The organism is Pseudomonas rhodesiae (genome assembly GCF_013285305.1).
In the GTDB taxonomy this organism is placed as follows: domain Bacteria; phylum Pseudomonadota; class Gammaproteobacteria; order Pseudomonadales; family Pseudomonadaceae; genus Aquipseudomonas; species Aquipseudomonas rhodesiae.
In genome coordinates this window covers 1,675,108-1,692,259 of the sequence record NZ_CP054205.1, presented here as the reverse complement: position 1 = coordinate 1,692,259, position 17,152 = coordinate 1,675,108, and the positions used below count along the sequence as shown (strand labels likewise).

Genomic DNA, 17,152 nt, shown 5'->3' with positions numbered 1-17,152 from the left:
GATCAAGACCAACATGCTCACGCCTCCCACTCATAAGAGGCTTGATCATGAGCAACTCCCTCCGCGCCCGCGCAAATGCTCTGGGCCTGACGCTGCCCTCCCCCAGCCAGCCGATTGCCAACTACATCAATCACGTTGTCAGCCACCAGCACCTGTTTATCTCCGGGCAAATCCCATTGGTGGACGGCAAGCCTACTTATGTGGGCCGGTTGGGCGAGTCCCTCAGCGATGAGGAAGGCATTCAGGCGGCCGAACTGGCAGCCCTGGGACTGCTCGCGCAACTGAGCGATGCCCTGGGCGATGACTTGTCGCGGCTGGTGCGGATCCTGCGCCTGGGGGTGTTCATTGCCAGCAGCAGCGATTTTCAACGCCAAGGCGCAGTGGCCAATGGCGCGTCGGACCTGTTGGTCAACGTTCTTGGCGAAAAGGGCCGGCATGTGCGCACTGCGGTGGGCGTGGCCAGCCTGCCCGCCGGCGTGGCGGTGGAGGTTGACGCGATCTTCGAGGTGCGGCCATGAGTCCGCAGGAGATCCGCCAATTGCGCGAGGCCACACCGGGCTGCCAAGCGGGCCTGGTGCACTTCAATCATGCAGGCGCGTCCCTACCCAGCCAGGCAACCCTGGACGCCATCATCGAGCAACTGCAGCGCGAGGCCCACGACGGTCCGATGGAAGCCGGCGAGCAGGGTGCCGCGCTGGCGGACAATGCCCGGCGCGCCGCCGCGCAGTTGCTCAACGCCCCACCCTCCTCCATCGCCTTCGCCAGCAGCGGCTCGAGTGCCTGGAACCTGGCATTCCAGGCCCTCGGCCCATGGCAACCGGGGGACAGGATTCTGGTGGGGCGGCATGAATGGGGCGGCAACCTGGCAAGCATGCAAGTGGCCGTGCAAGCGGGCGCCCGCATTGAGGTGATCCCCTGCGATGCCAGCGGCGCCGTGTGCCCGCTGGCGCTGGCGGCGATGATCGATGAACGGGTCAAGCTTATCGACTTGACCTGGCTGCCCGCCAACAGTGGCCTGATCAACCCTGCCCAGGCCATCGGCGACGTGGCGAGGCGCCATGGCATTGCCTACTTTATCGATGCCGGCCAAGCCGTCGGCCAACTGCCGGTGGATGTGCAGACACTGCACTGCGATGTACTCAAGTCCGCCGGGCGCAAGCACCTGCGCGGACCACGGGGTACGGCACTGTTGTATGTGCGACCGGCATTCCTGCCGCGCCTGAACCCGGCTCAGCGCGACGTGTTTTCCGCGCCGTGGGGTGCCGAAGGTTTCGAGCTGCGCGACGACGCCCGGCGGTTTGAAACCAGCGAAGTGTCCTATGCCTTATTGGCCGGATTGGGCAATGCGTTGCAGGAGATGAACCGGCTTGGGGTTCAGCGCGTGTGGGAAAGGGTTACGCAGCTAAGTGCCAGAATCCGCCAGGCATTGCGTGAGGTTCCGGGTATTTCTTTGCATGACTTGGGCGAGCATCAATCGGGCTTGATCGCCTTCACGCTCGACGACTGGGATGGGTTCGAACTCAAACGGCGGTTGGGCTTGCAGGGCATCAACATTGGCGCCAACGGTGTGGCCTACACTCCGTTGGACATGCAGGCACGGGGCCTGTCCAGCATTGCACGCATCTCCGTCAGCCCGCTCAACGACGATGGCGATATCGAGGTCCTGCTAAACGCCCTGCGGGCGCTGCGCCGCTAGACTTCGACGTCCACCCAAAGGCCCTGGCGCGGCGCGTCTTCAATCAGTGGCACTACCGGCACGGTGTTGTCAGCGTTGAGCACATCGCCGGGAATGGCCAGGTGCTGCTCGGGATCTTCATCCGCCTCGCGCCGACGCTTCTGCTGTTCCTGCTGACGACGTTGTTCTTCGCGCAGCAGAAAAGTGGATTGTTCGGCATCGCCCTTTTTCAGGTCGATCGTGCTTTCGTTGGAGCCTTGTTGCACGGGCACCACGGGCGGGATATCCGGCTTCTGGCGCACCGGATCGAGTTGTGACGTGACCGGCACAACACTGACGGGCAACATGGGTGGCAGCATAAGTTTTCATCTCCTGATCTCAGGCTGTCGGCGTAGTGCGGAGCGACTTGAGCGCCACGGTTCGAAGCTGTGACCCAGTCGACACTCGCAAGTGCCCGCCACCCGTCGATTCAGCACCCAAGGCGGCATGCAAACGGCGTAGTTTTTGTCAGAGTCCTTGGGCGGTGGACCTTGTTCCGTTAAGATAGTCGGCTTTTTCACGGCGGGAGTCAGGCAGCATGGCGCAGCAGTATCAACCGGGGCAACGCTGGATTAGTGACAGCGAAGCAGAGCTGGGGTTAGGCACCGTTCTGGCACAGGACGGCCGCTTGTTGACCGTGCTCTATCCGGCCACTGGCGACACCCGCCAGTATGCGCTACGGAATGCGCCTCTGACCCGCGTGCGGTTTTCGCCGGGCGACTCCATCACCCATTTCGAAGGCTGGAAAATGACCGTGCAGGAAGTCGACGACGTCGACGGTCTGCTGGTGTATCACGGCCTCAATGGGCAGAACGAGCAGGTCACCCTGCCGGAAACCCAACTCTCCAATTTCATCCAGTTCCGCCTGGCCAGCGACCGGTTGTTCGCCGGGCAGATCGACCCGCTGGCCTGGTTCTCGCTGCGCTACCACACCCTGGAACACACCAGCCGCCAACTGCAATCTTCGCTGTGGGGCCTGGGCGGCGTGCGTGCGCAGCCTATCGCGCACCAACTGCATATCGCCCGTGAAGTCGCTGACCGTATCGCGCCGCGGGTATTGCTGGCCGACGAAGTGGGCCTGGGCAAAACCATCGAAGCCGGCCTGGTGATCCATCGCCAGCTGCTGTCGGGCCGCGCCAATCGCGTGCTGATCCTGGTCCCGGAAAACCTGCAGCACCAATGGCTGGTGGAAATGCGCCGCCGCTTCAACCTGCAGGTTGCGCTGTTCGACGAAGAACGCTTTATCGAAAGCGATGCCACCAACCCCTTCGAAGACACCCAGCTCGCACTGGTGGCCCTGGAATGGCTGGTGGACGACGAGAAAGCCCAGGACGCGCTGTTCGCCGCCGGCTGGGACCTGCTGGTGGTCGACGAAGCCCATCACCTGGTGTGGCATGAAGACAAGGTCAGCCCGGAATACGCGCTGGTCGAGCAACTGGCCGAGGTCATTCCCGGCGTGCTGCTGCTGACCGCAACCCCGGAGCAACTGGGCCAGGACAGCCACTTCGCGCGCCTGCGCCTGCTTGATCCGAACCGCTTCCATGACCTGCAAGCTTTCCGTGCCGAGAGCGAAAACTATCGCCCGGTGGCCGAAGCCGTGCAGGAACTGCTGGACAAGGGTCGTCTGTCGCCGGCCGCACACCAGACCATCCACGGCTTCCTCGGCAACGAAGGCGAAGCGCTGCTCACTGCCGTCAACGATGGCGACACCGATGCCAGCGCCCGTCTGGTGCGTGAGCTGCTGGACCGCCACGGCACCGGCCGTGTGCTGTTCCGCAACACCCGCGCCGCGGTGCAGGGGTTCCCGGAGCGCAAGCTGCACGCCTACCCGCTGCCGAACCCGGACGAATACCTCGAATTGCCGCTGGGCGAGCACGCCGAGTTGTACCCGGAAGTCAGCTTCCAGTCGCAGCCGGATATCGACGAAGAAAACCGTTGGTGGCGTTTCGACCCACGGGTCGAGTGGCTGATCGACCAGCTGAAAATGCTCAAGCGCACCAAGGTCCTGGTGATCTGCGCCCACGCCGAAACCGCCATGGACCTGGAGGACGCGCTGCGCGTGCGTTCCGGTATTCCGGCCACGGTGTTCCATGAAGGCATGAACATTCTTGAGCGTGACCGCGCCGCCGCCTACTTCGCCGATGAGGAATTCGGCGCCCAGGTGTTGATTTGTTCGGAAATCGGCAGTGAAGGCCGCAACTTCCAGTTCGCCCACCACCTGGTGCTGTTCGATCTGCCGTCCCACCCGGACCTGCTGGAGCAGCGGATCGGCCGTCTGGACCGGATCGGCCAGAAACATGTGATCGAACTGCATGTGCCGTACCTGGAAACCAGCCCGCAGGAGCGTCTGTTCCAGTGGTACCACGAAGCGCTGAACGCCTTCCTCAACACCTGCCCGACCGGCAACGCCTTGCAGCATCAGTTCGGCCCGCGCCTGCTGCCGCTGCTGGAAAACGCTGACGATGGCGAGTGGCAAGCGCTGATCGACGAGGCCCGTGCCGAGCGCGAGCGTCTGGAAGAGGAACTGCACACCGGTCGCGACCGCCTGCTGGAACTCAACTCCGGCGGCGCGGGTGAAGGCGATGCGCTGGTGGAAGCCATCCTGGAGCAGGACGATCAGTTCGCACTGCCGATCTATATGGAAACCCTGTTCGATGCGTTCGGTATCGACAGCGAAGATCATTCGGAAAATGCACTGATCCTCAAGCCCAGCGAAAAGATGCTCGACGCCAGTTTCCCTTTGGGCGACGACGAAGGCGTGACCATCACCTACGATCGCGACCAGGCGCTGTCGCGCGAAGACATGCAGTTCATCACCTGGGAACACCCGATGGTGCAAGGCGGCATGGACCTGGTGCTGTCCGGTTCCATGGGCAATACCGCCGTGGCGCTGATCAAGAACAAGGCGCTCAAACCCGGCACTGTGCTGCTTGAACTGCTGTACGTCAGTGAGGTGGTGGCACCGCGCTCGCTGCAACTGGGTCGCTACCTGCCACCGGCCGCCCTGCGCTGCCTGCTGGACACCAATGGCAACGACCTGGCCGGTCGCGTGTCGTTCGAAACCCTTAACGATCAGTTGGAAAGCGTGCCACGGGCCAGCGCCAACAAGTTCGTACAGGCCCAGCGCGATCAACTCACCCCGCGCATCAACGCCGGTGAAGAGAAGATCACCCCGCGCCACGCCGAACGCGTGGCCGAAGCCAAACGTCGCCTGGCGGCGGATACCGATGAAGAACTGGCGCGCCTGACCGCCTTGCAAGCGGTCAACCCGACCGTGCGCGACAGCGAACTGGTTGCCCTGCGCCAGCAACGCGAGCAAGGCCTGGCCATGCTCGACAAAGCCGCGCTGCGCCTGGAAGCAATTCGGGTGCTGGTGGCGGGTTGATGACTCTCCTGCCCTGGTGACCTTATCGGGGGCAAGCCCCCTCCCACATTGATCTGTGATCGACATGACAACTCGGTCAACTGTGGGAGGGGGCTTGCCCCCGATGGCATCACCTCAGTCTCAAGCGGTCGCGGCAACAGCCGGCACTTCAACCGCACTCAAACCTTCCTTCATCCGCTTGGCATCCCGCACAAAACTGCGCGAGGCCTGGAACAGAAACAGCATCGTCAACAACAGCGCCACCGGAATCAGGTACATGGCGTCGTGCAACCCCACGGCCTTGTAGGCTTCCGTCATCTGTTGCGCCCCGTCCGCGTACATCGCCGAATGGGCAAAGTAGTCGGACAAGCCGCCCACCACAATCGGCCCCATGCCGCCGCCCAGCAGGTACAACCCAGCAAAAAACAGCGCCATCGCCGTCGCCCGCAGGCGCGGCTCCACCACGTCTTGAATCGCGGTGTAGACACAGGTGTAGAAGTTGTACGCAAACAACCAGCCAACGCTGAACAACGCGACAAATACGCCGATTTCAATGCGCCCGGCGTGCAGCGCCCAAGCGGTGGTGACGGTGGAAATAATCAGGCTGCAGGCGGCGAACAACAGCCGGCCATTGGCAATCCGCTGGTGAATCTTGTCGGCCACCCAACCGCCCAAGGTCAGGCCGACCAGGCCGGTCACACCGACAATAACCCCAGTGGCTACCGCCGCGTCTTGCAACGGCAGCAGGAAATAGCGCTGTAACATCGGCACCAGAAACGAATTGCACGCGTAGGTCGCGAAGTTGAAGCACAGCCCGGCCAACACCAGCCACAGGAACGTCGGCACCGCCAGCACACGGCGGATCGGGCGGTCGACACGCGTCTGGGACACCTGCACGGCCTCGGCCGCGCCACGCTTGGGCTCTTTGATGTAGAACATGAACACCGCCAGGATCAGCCCCGGCACTGCGGCAATAAAGAACGGCGCGCGCCAGCTGTCGAACGCCTTGACCATCGCCCCGATGGTAAAGAACGCCAGCAACAGCCCCAGTGGCAGCCCGAGCATAAAGATCCCCATGGCACGGGCGCGGCGGTGCGCCGGGAACAGGTCGCCTATCAGCGAGTTAGCGGCCGGTGCGTAGCTGGCTTCGCCGATGCCGATGCCCATGCGCACCAGCAGAAAACTCCAGAAACTGCCCACCAGGCCGTTGACCGCCGTCAGCCCGCTCCAGGCAAACAGGCCCCAGCCCATCAATTTGCTGCGCGAACCGGTATCGGCCAGACGCCCGAGGGGTAGGCCGGCGATGGCATAGACGATGGTGAAGGCGGTGCCGATGATGCCGAGCTGGAAGTCGCTCAGGTGCCATTCCATGCGAATGGGTTCGATGATGATCGCCGGGATGGTGCGATCAAAGAAGTTGAATAGGTTGGCGAGGAACAGCAGGAACAGAATGCGCCAGGCATTCGCCGCTTGGGTCGAGTTCTGCATGGGTCCGTCTCTTTTATTGTTATGAGAGCTGCGATGCCCGCTGCATCCTGCTCAGGTTCCTGCAACATAGTCACGCTGGCGATGGTTGTCTGTAATGATTCGTAAAGCTGATAGGACGTAATTTCACCCGGCGCTGCGGGACTTAACCCACGCAAAATATATATGCGCCCCCCTCTTCCCAACGGCGATGGCGTGGATAGAATGGCGAGCCTTCCCGTAGTGCCCCTATCCCACTTTTCGTATCGATGACGCCCATGTCCGAAGCCAGTCCGTGTCTGAGTTGCGGTGCCTGCTGTTCCTATTTTCGCGTGTCGTTCTTCTGGGGCGAGTGCGCCTCGTCGGGGGGCACGGTGCCCGATGATCTGGTGGTACAGATCAACCCCACCCGCGTGGCGATGATCGGCACCGATCAAAAACCCGCGCGTTGCTGCAGCCTTGTAGGCCAGGTAGGAGAAGGCACCCGGTGCACCATCTATGAACAACGCTCCAGTGTGTGCCGCGAGTTCGAATCGTCCTGGAGCCAGGGCGTGCAGAACGTCGACTGCGATGCTGCGCGCGCTGCGTTCGGCCTGGCGCCGCTGCCAGCACCGTTCGAATTGGACCTGCCCATCAGCGCTTAGCATCAAACGCTATGGGCAGCATGCCGAAACGGTTCAGAGCAAAGTGCCATTAGCCATGGAAAATCCCGCGAGGCTTCTATACTCGACCTCATAGGTCATCGCCGAAGGCAGTGACGTGACGCTATGACGGGACATGCTATGGAATGGCTAGGTCTGCACTTTTTCACCGACCTTCCAGCGAACGGGCACTTATTACTCAACTGCAGTCATAACCCATTCCTGGTGCTGCTGGCTTATCTGGTCGCCTGCGCGGCCGGGTTCGGCACGCTGGACATGGCCGAACGGGTCGGCCATGTCGAAGACCCCACTGCCCGCCGCCACTGGCGCTGGCTCGGCGCCGGTTGCCTGGCTGGCGGCATCTGGTCGACTCATTTCATCAGCATGCTGGCCTTCCAGGCCCCCATCGCGATCCACTATGAACTGCTGACGACCTTCGCATCTCTGCTGATCGCCCTCGTCGCTTCGCTGTTCGCCATGAAAACCCTCAGTCACACGACGGTGCGATTGCATCAGTACCTGCTGGCAGCCGTGTGGATGGGCCTCGGCATTGCCTTGATGCATTACGTCGGCATGTCGGCCATGCGCTCCCAAGCCCAAATGTATTTCGACTCATGGCTGCTACTGGGCTCCATCGGGATCGCCATCGGCGCCAGCCTGGCGGCGTTGTTGTTGTCGAGTTATCTGCGCACCGGCGCCGGGATCTTCCATCAATTGCTCAAATACGCGGCCAGCCTGATGCTTGGGGCGGGCATTATCAGCATGCACTTCACCGGCATGGCGGCCTTGCAATTGATGGTGCCAACGGGTGCGGACCTTTCGCTGCGACTGGACAACAACCCTATCCAACTGGGCCTTTCCGTGGCCGTCATCACGCTGTTGGTGATCGGCAGCAGCATCAGCGCGGCCCTGGCGGATAAGAAGCTGCAGCACAAGGAACGCGACCTGCGCCGGGTCAACGCATTGCTCAGCGAACTGGATCAGGCCCGCGCCTCGTTGCAGCAGGTGGCCCATTACGACGCGCTGACCAGCCTGCTCAATCGTCGCGGGTTCAACCAGATCTTTGCGGAGAAAGTCGCGGAAAAAACGGTCACCCACGGCATGATGGCGGTGATCTTCCTCGATATCGACCATTTCAAACGCATTAACGATAGCCTTGGCCATGACGCCGGCGACCAGCTCCTGACAGTGCTGGCCAGCCATATCAAAAGCTCGGTGCGCAGCCATGCCGACGTGGTCGCCCGGTTCGGCGGCGACGAGTTCTGCATCCTTATCAGCATTCACCACCGCGACGAAGCGCGGCATCTGGCCCAGCGCATCATGCAAAAAATGAAAGAACCGGTGGAACTGGCTGGCCGTCGGATGGTGATGACCACCAGCATCGGCATCAGCCTGTTTCCCGATGACGGCCAGACATGCGAGGAACTGCTCAAAACTGCCGACCTGGCGCTATATCAGTCCAAAGATGCGGGGCGCAACAGCCTGAATTTCTTCAGTTCCAACCTGAAGACCCGCGCCACTCTCGAACTGCAATTGGAAGAAGAACTGCGCAACGCCCTGCGCACGGGAACCCAATTGGTACTGTTCTACCAACCGATCTTCGACATGAAACTGGGCAAAGTCAGTCGCCTGGAAGCCCTGGTGCGCTGGCAGCATCCACAGCATGGGCTGCTGGCGCCCGATCGGTTTATCGAGATTGCCGAAAACAACGGCCTGATCGCCGAGCTGGACCATTGGGTGTTGCGCCAGGCCTGTCATGACCTGAGCCTGCTCACGGACCGGGGCTACACCGACCTGACCCTCTCGGTGAACTGCTCGGCCCTGAACCTGGCGCGGGATGAACTGGCGGATGAAATCGAAGATGCCCTGCGCTTCAGCGGCCTGGCCGCCAATCGCCTGGAGCTGGAAGTGACCGAGAACGCGCTGATGGGCAATATCAGCAGCACCTTGGCGCTACTGCGACAAATTCGCTCACTGGGCGTGTCACTGGCCATTGACGATTTCGGCACCGGCTACTCTTCCCTTGCTTATCTCAAACGCTTGCCGCTCAACACATTGAAGATCGATCGCTCGTTTATCCAAGACATTCCCAAGTCCACCGCCGATCTGGAGATCGTCCAGGCGATCATCGGCATGGCCCATACCCTTCACCTTCACGTGGTGACCGAGGGCGTGGAAACCCAGAGCCAATTCGAACTGCTGCATGGCCTGGGCTGCGACTTTATCCAGGGCTACCTGTTAAGCCCGGCGGTGGCCGTCAGTGACATCATTGGTGTGGTTCAGGGCATCGAGCGGCGCAACCCCCTCCACGGGATGCGTGCGGTCGCCAGCAAGGAGTCAGCGCATGTGAAGGAGCCTTCGCCCAGCCGCAGCGGCGCGAGTTCGATCGTAAGGCCCATCCGCTGACTATCGATCTTTGGCAGTTCGCCATCATTTCCCTAAAGATCGCCGACGAACGGCCGATTCATCAGAGTCCGCAGTAGCGTTTTCTTGAGTGCTTCAGCCTCAAGTTCAACGGCGCAGGACAAGGACGCACTGTAAAGTCGCGAACTCCCATTCCGTGATGGCCTTTTGATTCACCTCAGCCATCCGCCCAGGCACATGGCGCACAATGACTTCTAAAAATAACTCTGCCAACGTGGTATCCGACGTGTTGCTCACAGCTCCTGCGGAAAAAACCTCAGGTTCAAAGTCATTGAGCACCCCCTCCGCGCTGGCCACTCAGCAGTATTTGTACTTCACCGAAACCAACACCGACCGCATCCTCGATAACCTCGACGGCCTGCGCGACATGGTGTTCCCGCGCCCGCCCCACGCCGAAGGCGATGGCGAGCAGCACAGCGAGCAGGAATTCCCCTCGGTGTGCCTGATCGGTCTGGGCCGCTGCGGTTCGAACATCGCATTGGATGTGGCAGAGCTGGTATACAACGCGCGCAAGTTTTACCTGAACGAATTCAGCACCGAAGACAAGTCGATCGATAAGGGTTACAGCCCAGCCCAATGGATTCGCAATAACCTGCGCCTGGGCAACGGCAAGGCCAGCAAACCGGTATTCCTGGTGGAACCGCTGGTAATGCTGGGCGATCTGGACAAGGACATCGCCGGGCGCATCCGCTTCTCGCGCAAGAACGAAAAGAGCGGCTTCCTGCGCGACTACAGCAAAATGAAAATCATGGACCTGTCGGAAGTGCATGCCGGCGGCGCCGGTAACGCCCCGATCCTCGGCCAATACCTGGCCAAGATCATCCTCAACAAGGATACCCAGCGTTTCTCCAGCCCCGACTGGAAGATGATCCACTCGTACCTCATCGACTCCTGCGGCATCAAAGCCAACCAGTCGCGCCTGTATTTTTCGATTTTCAGCGCCGGCGGCGGCACCGGCTCGGGGATGGCGTCCGAATTCGGCCTGGCCCAACAACACTCGTATATGAACAAAACGTTCGACACCAAACCCGCCGACGAGCACGACAGCAAGAGCGGACATGCCTTTGTATTCGAGCCGATCTTCACCAGCGGCATTTGCGTACTGCCGAATATTTCCGACCACCGCAGCGAAATGTCCGAAGCCTTGCACATCAACGCCGGGCGCCTGCTGTGCAAATACCTTTCCGAAGAATGGGACTTCTCGTACAACTTCGCCAATGAAGATAGCAGCGAAGCCAGCGTGAAGGGCCGCATCCGGCCGTGGAACGCCATGATGCTGATCTCCAACGACATCATGCGTTACGCCGAAGAGAGCGACGACGGCAATATCCAGAACATTGATGTCAATGCCATGGAGAAACACGCCAACCAGTACATCTCCCAGCAGATCTTCAACATCCTCACGGCCCAGGCGGTGACCACCGACTACGACCAGAACTACTTCCGCCGCGCCGGTATCGACATCGGCGAAACCATTCGCCTGGATGCCAACGACCTGTTTATGAGCCTGGCCGGCCCGGTGGCGATTGCCTACGCCGAATCCGTGGTCCCGGAAACCCCGGCGCCGTCGAATGACAAGTTCAAGGTGTTCGAAAAAGAACCCCAGCGCCTGAACATCGACGACCTGTTCTTCCGCTCCATCGATTTGCCGCACTTCAATAAAGTCACCCAGGCCATCGAAGGCATCAGCCTGTTGCCTATCGAATCCAAGCGTTACAAGGCGTCGCTGGAGCAATACAAGAACTCCGGCTATGACGCGGCGGCGCTGCACGACCTGCACTTCTTCAAGAACTGCTCGTCGGTGGTGTCGATCGTCTCGCTGCCCAAGGACTACAAGCTGTCCTATATGGACCTGAATCGGCTCAAGACTCACCTCAACAGCCTGTTCCCCAACACCACGCTCAAGCGCTATGCCCTGGTGATCGGCGCGTCGGCCAACCTGTCGCTGACCACCCTGATCGCCAAGAGCCCGTGCCTGTCGGACGACTTCCTCACTTTGATAGTGGCGTTTATCAAACGCTGCTTTGCGCGCAATCCGTATCGTTTCGACGACACCCTGGACAACTCGATCCTGGACTTCATCATCCACGAGGATTTCGACGAAGAACGTATCGACGAGTTGCTCAATGAGTTTGAAAACCCGGCGAAGATCCTCGATACCAACTGGTACGCGATCAAACCGATGTACGAGAAGAAGTACCGCGAGCTGATCAACGACAAAGAGAAGTTCGTGTCGATCAATGACATTCGCCTGTCACGGGATTGCGTGAAAAAGGCGATCAAGTACCTGCGTGAGATTTACCGTCACCGGATCGGAAAGACCAAGGTGATCTCGTTGAACAACCATACCGGCAAGACCGGCTGACGTGAGGCGATGCCATCGCGGCGGGTCCGCGATGGCGCTTTGAATGAAGGCCTTCATTTCATTGGCATACTTGGAAACAATTGCCCAGGCCTTCCTAGCCCTCTGAAACTGTTCCCGTGACGTGCACGTCACCCTCGGCTGTGACCTTTCTCTACGGCAAGATGCCATCACGCCGCCAGCGGTTACTCCGCTACACACTTCTGCGAGCCGAAAGTACGCACCATTCTCGTGCAGAGTTTTCTTACGACGCCCTTTCCTGGATCAGAATCCACGGCGAAACCACCACCGCCCATAGGCTTGGATCACGCTCCACCAAGTCCAATGCCCGCGGCGCAGACACTTCGCCGAGGCTGCCCGCGGCCAGCCAGGCAGCGACTTTGTCGCGATTGTCCTCGGCCATTCCCTCAGCGGCCTCGATCAAATCCAGGCAGGAGTCGACCCACAATAGGGCACCCTTGGCAAAGAACGGTTCAAGCTCCTTCCAGGAGATTTCGGCGGTTTCACCGAGCAGCTTGGCATAGAGGGTGCTAGGTTCTTGCGTCATGGGAGTTCACCTGAAGAAAAAATCGGCGCAATCATAGCGTCACGCTTCAGGCAGAAAAACCCGGTTGCAAATGCTTCATCGATTGAAAGTGTTAGGAAAGCCAAGGAATGCGCGAGATACAGGCATTACCCCGCCGCAATTCTGTCTTTTTCTTTCATTTAAGCGACACCCCCGGATTTGCCCCTGGCAGCCAGCTTTTCAAGCGATCAACCGGCGCTCTACACTGTACCGGTACAGTTGCCAGGCGGTTGCCGGGGGGATATCCGAGATATCCGATCCGGTTCAGCAGCTCACAAGGCCGCCAGAACTATAAAAAATACAACAGTAAGAGTGGAGCACTATGAATAAGGCTACTAAGCAGATTTCCAAACTGTTTGCCGCTATGGTCCTGGCTGGGGTTGCCGGCCATTCGTTCGCAGCCGACACCATCAAGATCGGCATCGCCGGCCCTAAAACCGGCCCTGTGACCCAGTACGGCGACATGCAGTTCATGGGTGCCAAGCAGGCCATCGCCGATATCAACGCCAAAGGCGGTGTGGACGGCAAGATGCTCGAAGCCAAGGAATACGACGACGCCTGCGATCCTAAGCAAGCCGTGGCCGTAGCCAACAAAGTGGTCAACGACGGCGTCAAATTCGTAGTCGGCCACCTGTGCTCCAGCTCCACCCAACCCGCCTCGGATATTTATGAAGACGAAGGCGTCATCATGATTACCCCGGCAGCCACCAGCCCGGAAATCACCACCCGTGGCTACAAGATGATCTTCCGTACCATCGGTCTGGACAGCGCCCAGGGCCCTGCGGCCGGTAACTACATCGCCGACCACGTGAAGCCGAAAGTCGTTGCGGTACTGCACGACAAACAGCAATACGGTGAAGGCATCGCCACCGCCGTCAAGCAGACCCTCGAGAAGAAAGGCGTAAAAGTAGCCGTCTTCGAAGGCCTGAACGCTGGCGATAAAGACTTCTCCTCGATCATCCAGAAGCTCAAGCAAGCCAACGTCGACTTCGTCTACTACGGCGGCTACCACCCAGAGCTGGGCCTGATCCTGCGCCAGTCCAAAGAAAAAGGCCTGAACGCCAAGTTCATGGGTCCGGAAGGCGTCGGCAACGACTCCATTTCGCAAATCGCCCAGGACGCTTCCGAAGGCCTGCTGGTGACCCTGCCGAAGTCCTTCGACACCGACCCTGCCAACAAAGCAATCGTGGAAGAGTTCACCAAGAACAAGCAGGATCCAACCGGTCCGTTCGTGTTCCCAGCCTACTCGGCCATCGAAGTCATCGCGGGTGGCATCAAAGCCGCCAAGAGCGAAGACACCGCCAAAGTGGCTGCAGCCATCCACGCGGGCACTTTCAAGACGCCTACCGGCGACCTGAGCTTTGACGAAAAGGGCGACCTGAAAGACTTCAAGTTCGTGGTCTACCAGTGGCACTTCGGCAAGCCTAAAACCGAAGTTTCCCCTCAGTAAGCCAGGCGTTACTGGTCAACAAGCCCACTGTGAAAGCAGTGGGCTTTGTTTTACGAGGTTTATGGGCCATGTCACCCGCGATCCGGGCGCTGGCTCACCTGAAAATCTTAAAACCGTCACCAGCGGTTCGCTGGCAAACGCTACGTGCAAATGTGCTCACAGAACACAGCACGGGGCCGGAACATGACTCCACCAGTGAAATGCGTATCGGGTTTTTAGGAGCGCTGTAATGCCTGAGATCTATCATTTTTTCCAACAGCTGGTTAATGGCCTGACCATTGGCAGCACCTATGCCTTGATAGCCATTGGCTACACAATGGTTTACGGCATCATTGGAATGATCAACTTCGCCCATGGCGAGGTTTACATGATTGGTTCCTACGTGGCCTTCATCGCCCTTGCCGGGCTGGCCATGATGGGTATCCACTCCCTGCCGCTGTTGATGACCGCTGCCTTTATTGCATCGATCGTCGTAACCAGTGCCTATGGCTACAGTATCGAACGCGTCGCGTACCGCCCCTTGCGCGGCAGCAACCGTTTGATCCCGCTGATTTCCGCCATCGGCATGTCGATTTTCCTGCAGAACACTGTATTGCTGTCCCAGGACTCCAAGGATAAATCCATCCCCAACCTGATCCCGGGGAGCATCTCCTTCGGCCCGGGCGGCGCGGAAGAAGTCCTGATTTCCTACATGCAGATTCTGGTCTTCGTGGTCACGCTGGTGGCCATGCTGGGCTTGACCGTGTTTATCTCTCGCTCCCGTCTGGGGCGCGCCTGCCGGGCCTGCGCCGAAGACATCAAGATGGCCAACCTGTTGGGCATCAATACCAACAACATCATCGCCCTGACCTTCGTGATCGGTGCCGCGCTGGCTGCCGTCGCGGCGGTGCTGCTGAGCATGCAGTACGGCGTGATCAACCCCAACGCCGGATTCCTGGTGGGCCTCAAGGCCTTCACTGCGGCGGTATTGGGCGGCATCGGCAGTATCCCGGGCGCGATGCTCGGCGGGTTGGTGCTGGGTGTGGCCGAAGCGTTTGGCGCCGATATCTTCGGCGACCAGTACAAGGACGTCGTGGCGTTCGGCCTGTTGGTCCTGGTGTTGTTGTTCCGTCCGACCGGCATCCTGGGCCGTCCGGAGGTTGAGAAAGTATGAGCAGATATCTTAAATCGGCGTTTTTCAGCGCCCTGTTGGTATGGGCCGTGGCATTCCCGGTCCTCGGCCTCAAGCTGAGCATTGTCGGCATCAACCTGGAAGTGCATGGCACCGGTCCCGTGACCTTGACCATCATTGCCCTGTGCTCGGTGCTGATGTTCCTGCGCGTGCTGCTCACCCAGCAGGTCGGCGCCTTGTTCAAAGGCAACCGTGGCCCACTGGTATCGCCCAAGGTCAGCCAATTCCTGACCTTGCCGCGTACCCAGCGCTACATCATCGTCGGCCTGATCGTGGCCGCATTGATCTGGCCATTCTTCGGCTCGCGCGGCGCGGTAGACATCGCCACCCTGATCCTGATCTACGTGTTGCTGGGCCTGGGCCTGAACATCGTGGTGGGCCTGGCTGGCCTGCTCGACCTGGGTTATGTGGGCTTCTACGCGGTGGGTGCCTACACCTATGCTCTGCTGTCGCACTATCTGGGCTGGAGCTTCTGGATCTGCCTGCCGTTGGCGGGCATGGCGGCGGCGACGTTCGGCTTCCTGCTGGGCTTCCCGGTGCTGCGCCTGCGCGGTGACTACCTGGCCATCGTGACCCTGGGCTTCGGTGAAATCATCCGCTTGTTCCTGCGTAACCTCACCGACATCACCGGCGGCCCCAACGGCATCAGCAGCATCCCCAAGCCGACGTTCTTCGGGCTGTCGTTCGACCGTAACGCCGCCGAAGGCCTGCAGACGTTCCACGAATACTTCGGGATCGACTACAACCCGGTGAGCAAAGTGGTGTTCCTCTACCTAGTCGCCCTGCTGCTGGCTCTGGCTGCGCTGTTCGTGATCAACCGCCTGTTGCGCATGCCGATCGGTCGTGCCTGGGAAGCGCTGCGCGAAGATGAAATCGCCTGCCGTGCCCTCGGCCTGAACCCGACCATCATCAAGCTCTCCGCGTTTACTCTGGGTGCTGCGTTCGCCGGTTTCGCCGGCAGCTTCTTCGCCGCGCGCCAAGGCTTGGTGACGCCGGAGTCGTTCACCTTTATCGAGTCGGCGATTATTCTCGCCATCGTGGTACTGGGTGGCATGGGCTCGCAGTTGGGCGTGATCCTGGCGGCGATCGTGATGATCCTGCTGCCGGAAATGATGCGTGAGTTCAGCGAATACCGCATGTTGATGTTCGGCGCCCTGATGGTGCTGATGATGATCTGGCGACCTCAAGGCCTGCTGCCCATGCAACGTCCACACATGGAGCTGCGCAAATGAGCCGCGAGATCCTGAAAGTCGAAAACTTGAGCATGCGCTTCGGCGGCTTGCTGGCGGTCAACGGCGTAGCCCTGACCGTAAAAGAGAAACAGGTCGTGGCCTTGATCGGCCCCAACGGCGCCGGCAAGACCACGGTGTTCAACTGCCTTACCGGTTTCTACAAACCGAGCGGCGGCAGCATCCTGCTGGACGGCCAACCGATCCAGGGCCTGGCCGGCCACGAGATCGCCCGCAAAGGCGTGGTGCGCACGTTCCAGAACGTGCGACTGTTCAAGGACATGACCGCCGTCGAGAACCTGTTGATTGCCCAGCACCGTCACCTGAACACCAACTTCTTTGCCGGACTGTTCAAGACCCCGGGGTTCCGCAAAAGCGAACGCGAGGCCATGGAATACGCCGCGTACTGGCTGGACAAGGTCAACCTCACCGAGTTTGCCAACCGTCCCGCCGGCACCCTGGCCTACGGTCAGCAACGTCGCCTGGAAATCGCCCGCTGCATGATGACCCGCCCGCGGATTCTCATGCTCGATGAACCAGCCGCCGGCCTGAACCCCAAGGAGACCGAAGACCTCAAGGCGCTGATCAGCGTGCTGCGCGAGGAAAACAACGTGACGGTGCTGCTGATCGAGCACGACATGAAACTGGTCATGAGCATTTCCGACCATATCGTGGTGATCAACCAGGGTACGCCGCTGGCCGACGGGACCCCGGAGCAGATCCGCGACAATCCCGAAGTGATCAAAGCCTATTTGGGGGAAGCGTAAA

At 60.2% G+C, this 17,152-nt stretch carries 13 protein-coding genes; 10 read left to right on the top strand and 3 right to left on the bottom strand.

Annotation, left to right across the window (positions count from 1 at the left end):
- Positions 1–47 precede the first annotated feature (47 nt).
- Both HRH33_RS07570 and HRH33_RS07565 read left to right on the top strand, forming a co-directional pair.
- Positions 48–518, top strand: a complete 471-nt coding sequence (locus tag HRH33_RS07570; protein ID WP_094064715.1) for a RidA family protein — start codon at positions 48–50, stop codon at positions 516–518.
- The gene (locus HRH33_RS07565; protein WP_167416464.1) at positions 515–1,696 is read left to right on the top strand and encodes an aminotransferase class V-fold PLP-dependent enzyme; all 1,182 of its coding nucleotides are present in this window, start codon (positions 515–517) and stop codon (positions 1,694–1,696) included. Before HRH33_RS07570 ends, HRH33_RS07565 begins: the two co-directional genes overlap by 4 nt.
- Here HRH33_RS07565 and HRH33_RS07560 read toward each other — a convergent pair.
- Positions 1,693–2,034 (bottom strand): hypothetical protein, encoded by a 342-nt coding sequence (locus HRH33_RS07560; RefSeq protein ID WP_034137285.1) that lies wholly within the window; start codon positions 2,032–2,034, stop codon positions 1,693–1,695. The genes HRH33_RS07565 and HRH33_RS07560 overlap by 4 nt on opposite strands.
- A 218-nt stretch (positions 2,035–2,252) precedes the next feature.
- Here HRH33_RS07560 and rapA point away from each other — a divergent pair, with 218 nt between their 5' ends.
- Positions 2,253–5,099 carry an RNA polymerase-associated protein RapA gene (gene rapA / locus HRH33_RS07555; RefSeq protein ID WP_034096306.1) on the top strand — a complete coding sequence of 949 codons (2,847 nt, stop codon included), beginning with the start codon at positions 2,253–2,255 and terminating at the stop codon, positions 5,097–5,099.
- A 120-nt stretch (positions 5,100–5,219) separates the two neighbouring features.
- Here the strand turns inward: rapA and HRH33_RS07550 are convergent, their stop codons facing one another.
- On the bottom strand, positions 5,220–6,566 hold the full coding sequence (locus tag HRH33_RS07550; RefSeq protein WP_034137284.1) for a spinster family MFS transporter: 1,347 nt from the start codon (positions 6,564–6,566) through the stop codon (positions 5,220–5,222).
- 254 nt (positions 6,567–6,820) lie between these two features.
- Between HRH33_RS07550 and HRH33_RS07545 the strand changes: the two genes are divergently transcribed.
- The 3 genes from HRH33_RS07545 (at position 6,821) to HRH33_RS07535 (ending at position 11,972) form a co-directional block, all read left to right on the top strand.
- Entirely contained in the window at positions 6,821–7,186 is a 366-nt protein-coding gene (locus tag HRH33_RS07545) for a YkgJ family cysteine cluster protein (RefSeq protein ID WP_034137283.1), read from the top strand.
- 138 nt (positions 7,187–7,324) lie between these two features.
- Positions 7,325–9,589 (top strand): putative bifunctional diguanylate cyclase/phosphodiesterase, encoded by a 2,265-nt coding sequence (locus HRH33_RS07540; RefSeq protein ID WP_167416463.1) that lies wholly within the window; start codon positions 7,325–7,327, stop codon positions 9,587–9,589.
- Between the two features lie 205 nt (positions 9,590–9,794).
- The gene (locus HRH33_RS07535; protein WP_167416462.1) at positions 9,795–11,972 is read left to right on the top strand and encodes a hypothetical protein; all 2,178 of its coding nucleotides are present in this window, start codon (positions 9,795–9,797) and stop codon (positions 11,970–11,972) included.
- 241 nt (positions 11,973–12,213) lie between these two features.
- On the opposite strand, the gene HRH33_RS07530 is transcribed toward HRH33_RS07535, so the two are convergent.
- Positions 12,214–12,516, bottom strand: a complete 303-nt coding sequence (locus HRH33_RS07530) for a DUF2288 domain-containing protein (protein WP_167416461.1) — start codon at positions 12,514–12,516, stop codon at positions 12,214–12,216.
- A 340-nt stretch (positions 12,517–12,856) separates the two neighbouring features.
- Between HRH33_RS07530 and HRH33_RS07525 the strand changes: the two genes are divergently transcribed.
- The 4 genes from HRH33_RS07525 to livG all read left to right on the top strand — a co-directional run bounded on the left by HRH33_RS07525 (position 12,857) and on the right by livG (position 17,151).
- A complete protein-coding gene (locus tag HRH33_RS07525; RefSeq protein ID WP_167416460.1) occupies positions 12,857–13,984 on the top strand; it encodes a branched-chain amino acid ABC transporter substrate-binding protein in 1,128 nt (375 codons plus the stop codon).
- Between the two features lie 229 nt (positions 13,985–14,213).
- Positions 14,214–15,137: a high-affinity branched-chain amino acid ABC transporter permease LivH gene (livH, locus tag HRH33_RS07520; RefSeq protein ID WP_034096299.1), complete on the top strand. Its 924-nt coding sequence runs from the start codon at positions 14,214–14,216 to the stop codon at positions 15,135–15,137.
- Positions 15,134–16,387: a high-affinity branched-chain amino acid ABC transporter permease LivM gene (locus HRH33_RS07515; protein ID WP_167416459.1), complete on the top strand. Its 1,254-nt coding sequence runs from the start codon at positions 15,134–15,136 to the stop codon at positions 16,385–16,387. Before livH ends, HRH33_RS07515 begins: the two co-directional genes overlap by 4 nt.
- Positions 16,384–17,151, top strand: coding sequence for a high-affinity branched-chain amino acid ABC transporter ATP-binding protein LivG (livG, locus tag HRH33_RS07510; protein WP_034096297.1), 768 nt, complete (start codon positions 16,384–16,386; stop codon positions 17,149–17,151). Before HRH33_RS07515 ends, livG begins: the two co-directional genes overlap by 4 nt.
- Position 17,152 lies beyond the last annotated feature (1 nt).

Bases quoted from the DNA above. Each gene is read 5' to 3' on its own strand.
- HRH33_RS07570 (WP_094064715.1), top strand. From the start codon at position 48: ATGAGCAACTCCCTCCGCGCCCGCGCAAATGCTCTGGGCCTGACGCTG.
- HRH33_RS07565 (WP_167416464.1), top strand. From the start codon at position 515: ATGAGTCCGCAGGAGATCCGCCAATTGCGCGAGGCCACACCGGGCTGC.
- HRH33_RS07560 (WP_034137285.1), bottom strand. From the start codon at position 2,034: ATGCTGCCACCCATGTTGCCCGTCAGTGTTGTGCCGGTCACGTCACAA.
- rapA (WP_034096306.1), top strand. From the start codon at position 2,253: ATGGCGCAGCAGTATCAACCGGGGCAACGCTGGATTAGTGACAGCGAA.
- HRH33_RS07550 (WP_034137284.1), bottom strand. From the start codon at position 6,566: ATGCAGAACTCGACCCAAGCGGCGAATGCCTGGCGCATTCTGTTCCTG.
- HRH33_RS07545 (WP_034137283.1), top strand. From the start codon at position 6,821: ATGTCCGAAGCCAGTCCGTGTCTGAGTTGCGGTGCCTGCTGTTCCTAT.
- HRH33_RS07540 (WP_167416463.1), top strand. From the start codon at position 7,325: ATGGAATGGCTAGGTCTGCACTTTTTCACCGACCTTCCAGCGAACGGG.
- HRH33_RS07535 (WP_167416462.1), top strand. From the start codon at position 9,795: ATGACTTCTAAAAATAACTCTGCCAACGTGGTATCCGACGTGTTGCTC.
- HRH33_RS07530 (WP_167416461.1), bottom strand. From the start codon at position 12,516: ATGACGCAAGAACCTAGCACCCTCTATGCCAAGCTGCTCGGTGAAACC.
- HRH33_RS07525 (WP_167416460.1), top strand. From the start codon at position 12,857: ATGAATAAGGCTACTAAGCAGATTTCCAAACTGTTTGCCGCTATGGTC.
- livH (WP_034096299.1), top strand. From the start codon at position 14,214: ATGCCTGAGATCTATCATTTTTTCCAACAGCTGGTTAATGGCCTGACC.
- HRH33_RS07515 (WP_167416459.1), top strand. From the start codon at position 15,134: ATGAGCAGATATCTTAAATCGGCGTTTTTCAGCGCCCTGTTGGTATGG.
- livG (WP_034096297.1), top strand. From the start codon at position 16,384: ATGAGCCGCGAGATCCTGAAAGTCGAAAACTTGAGCATGCGCTTCGGC.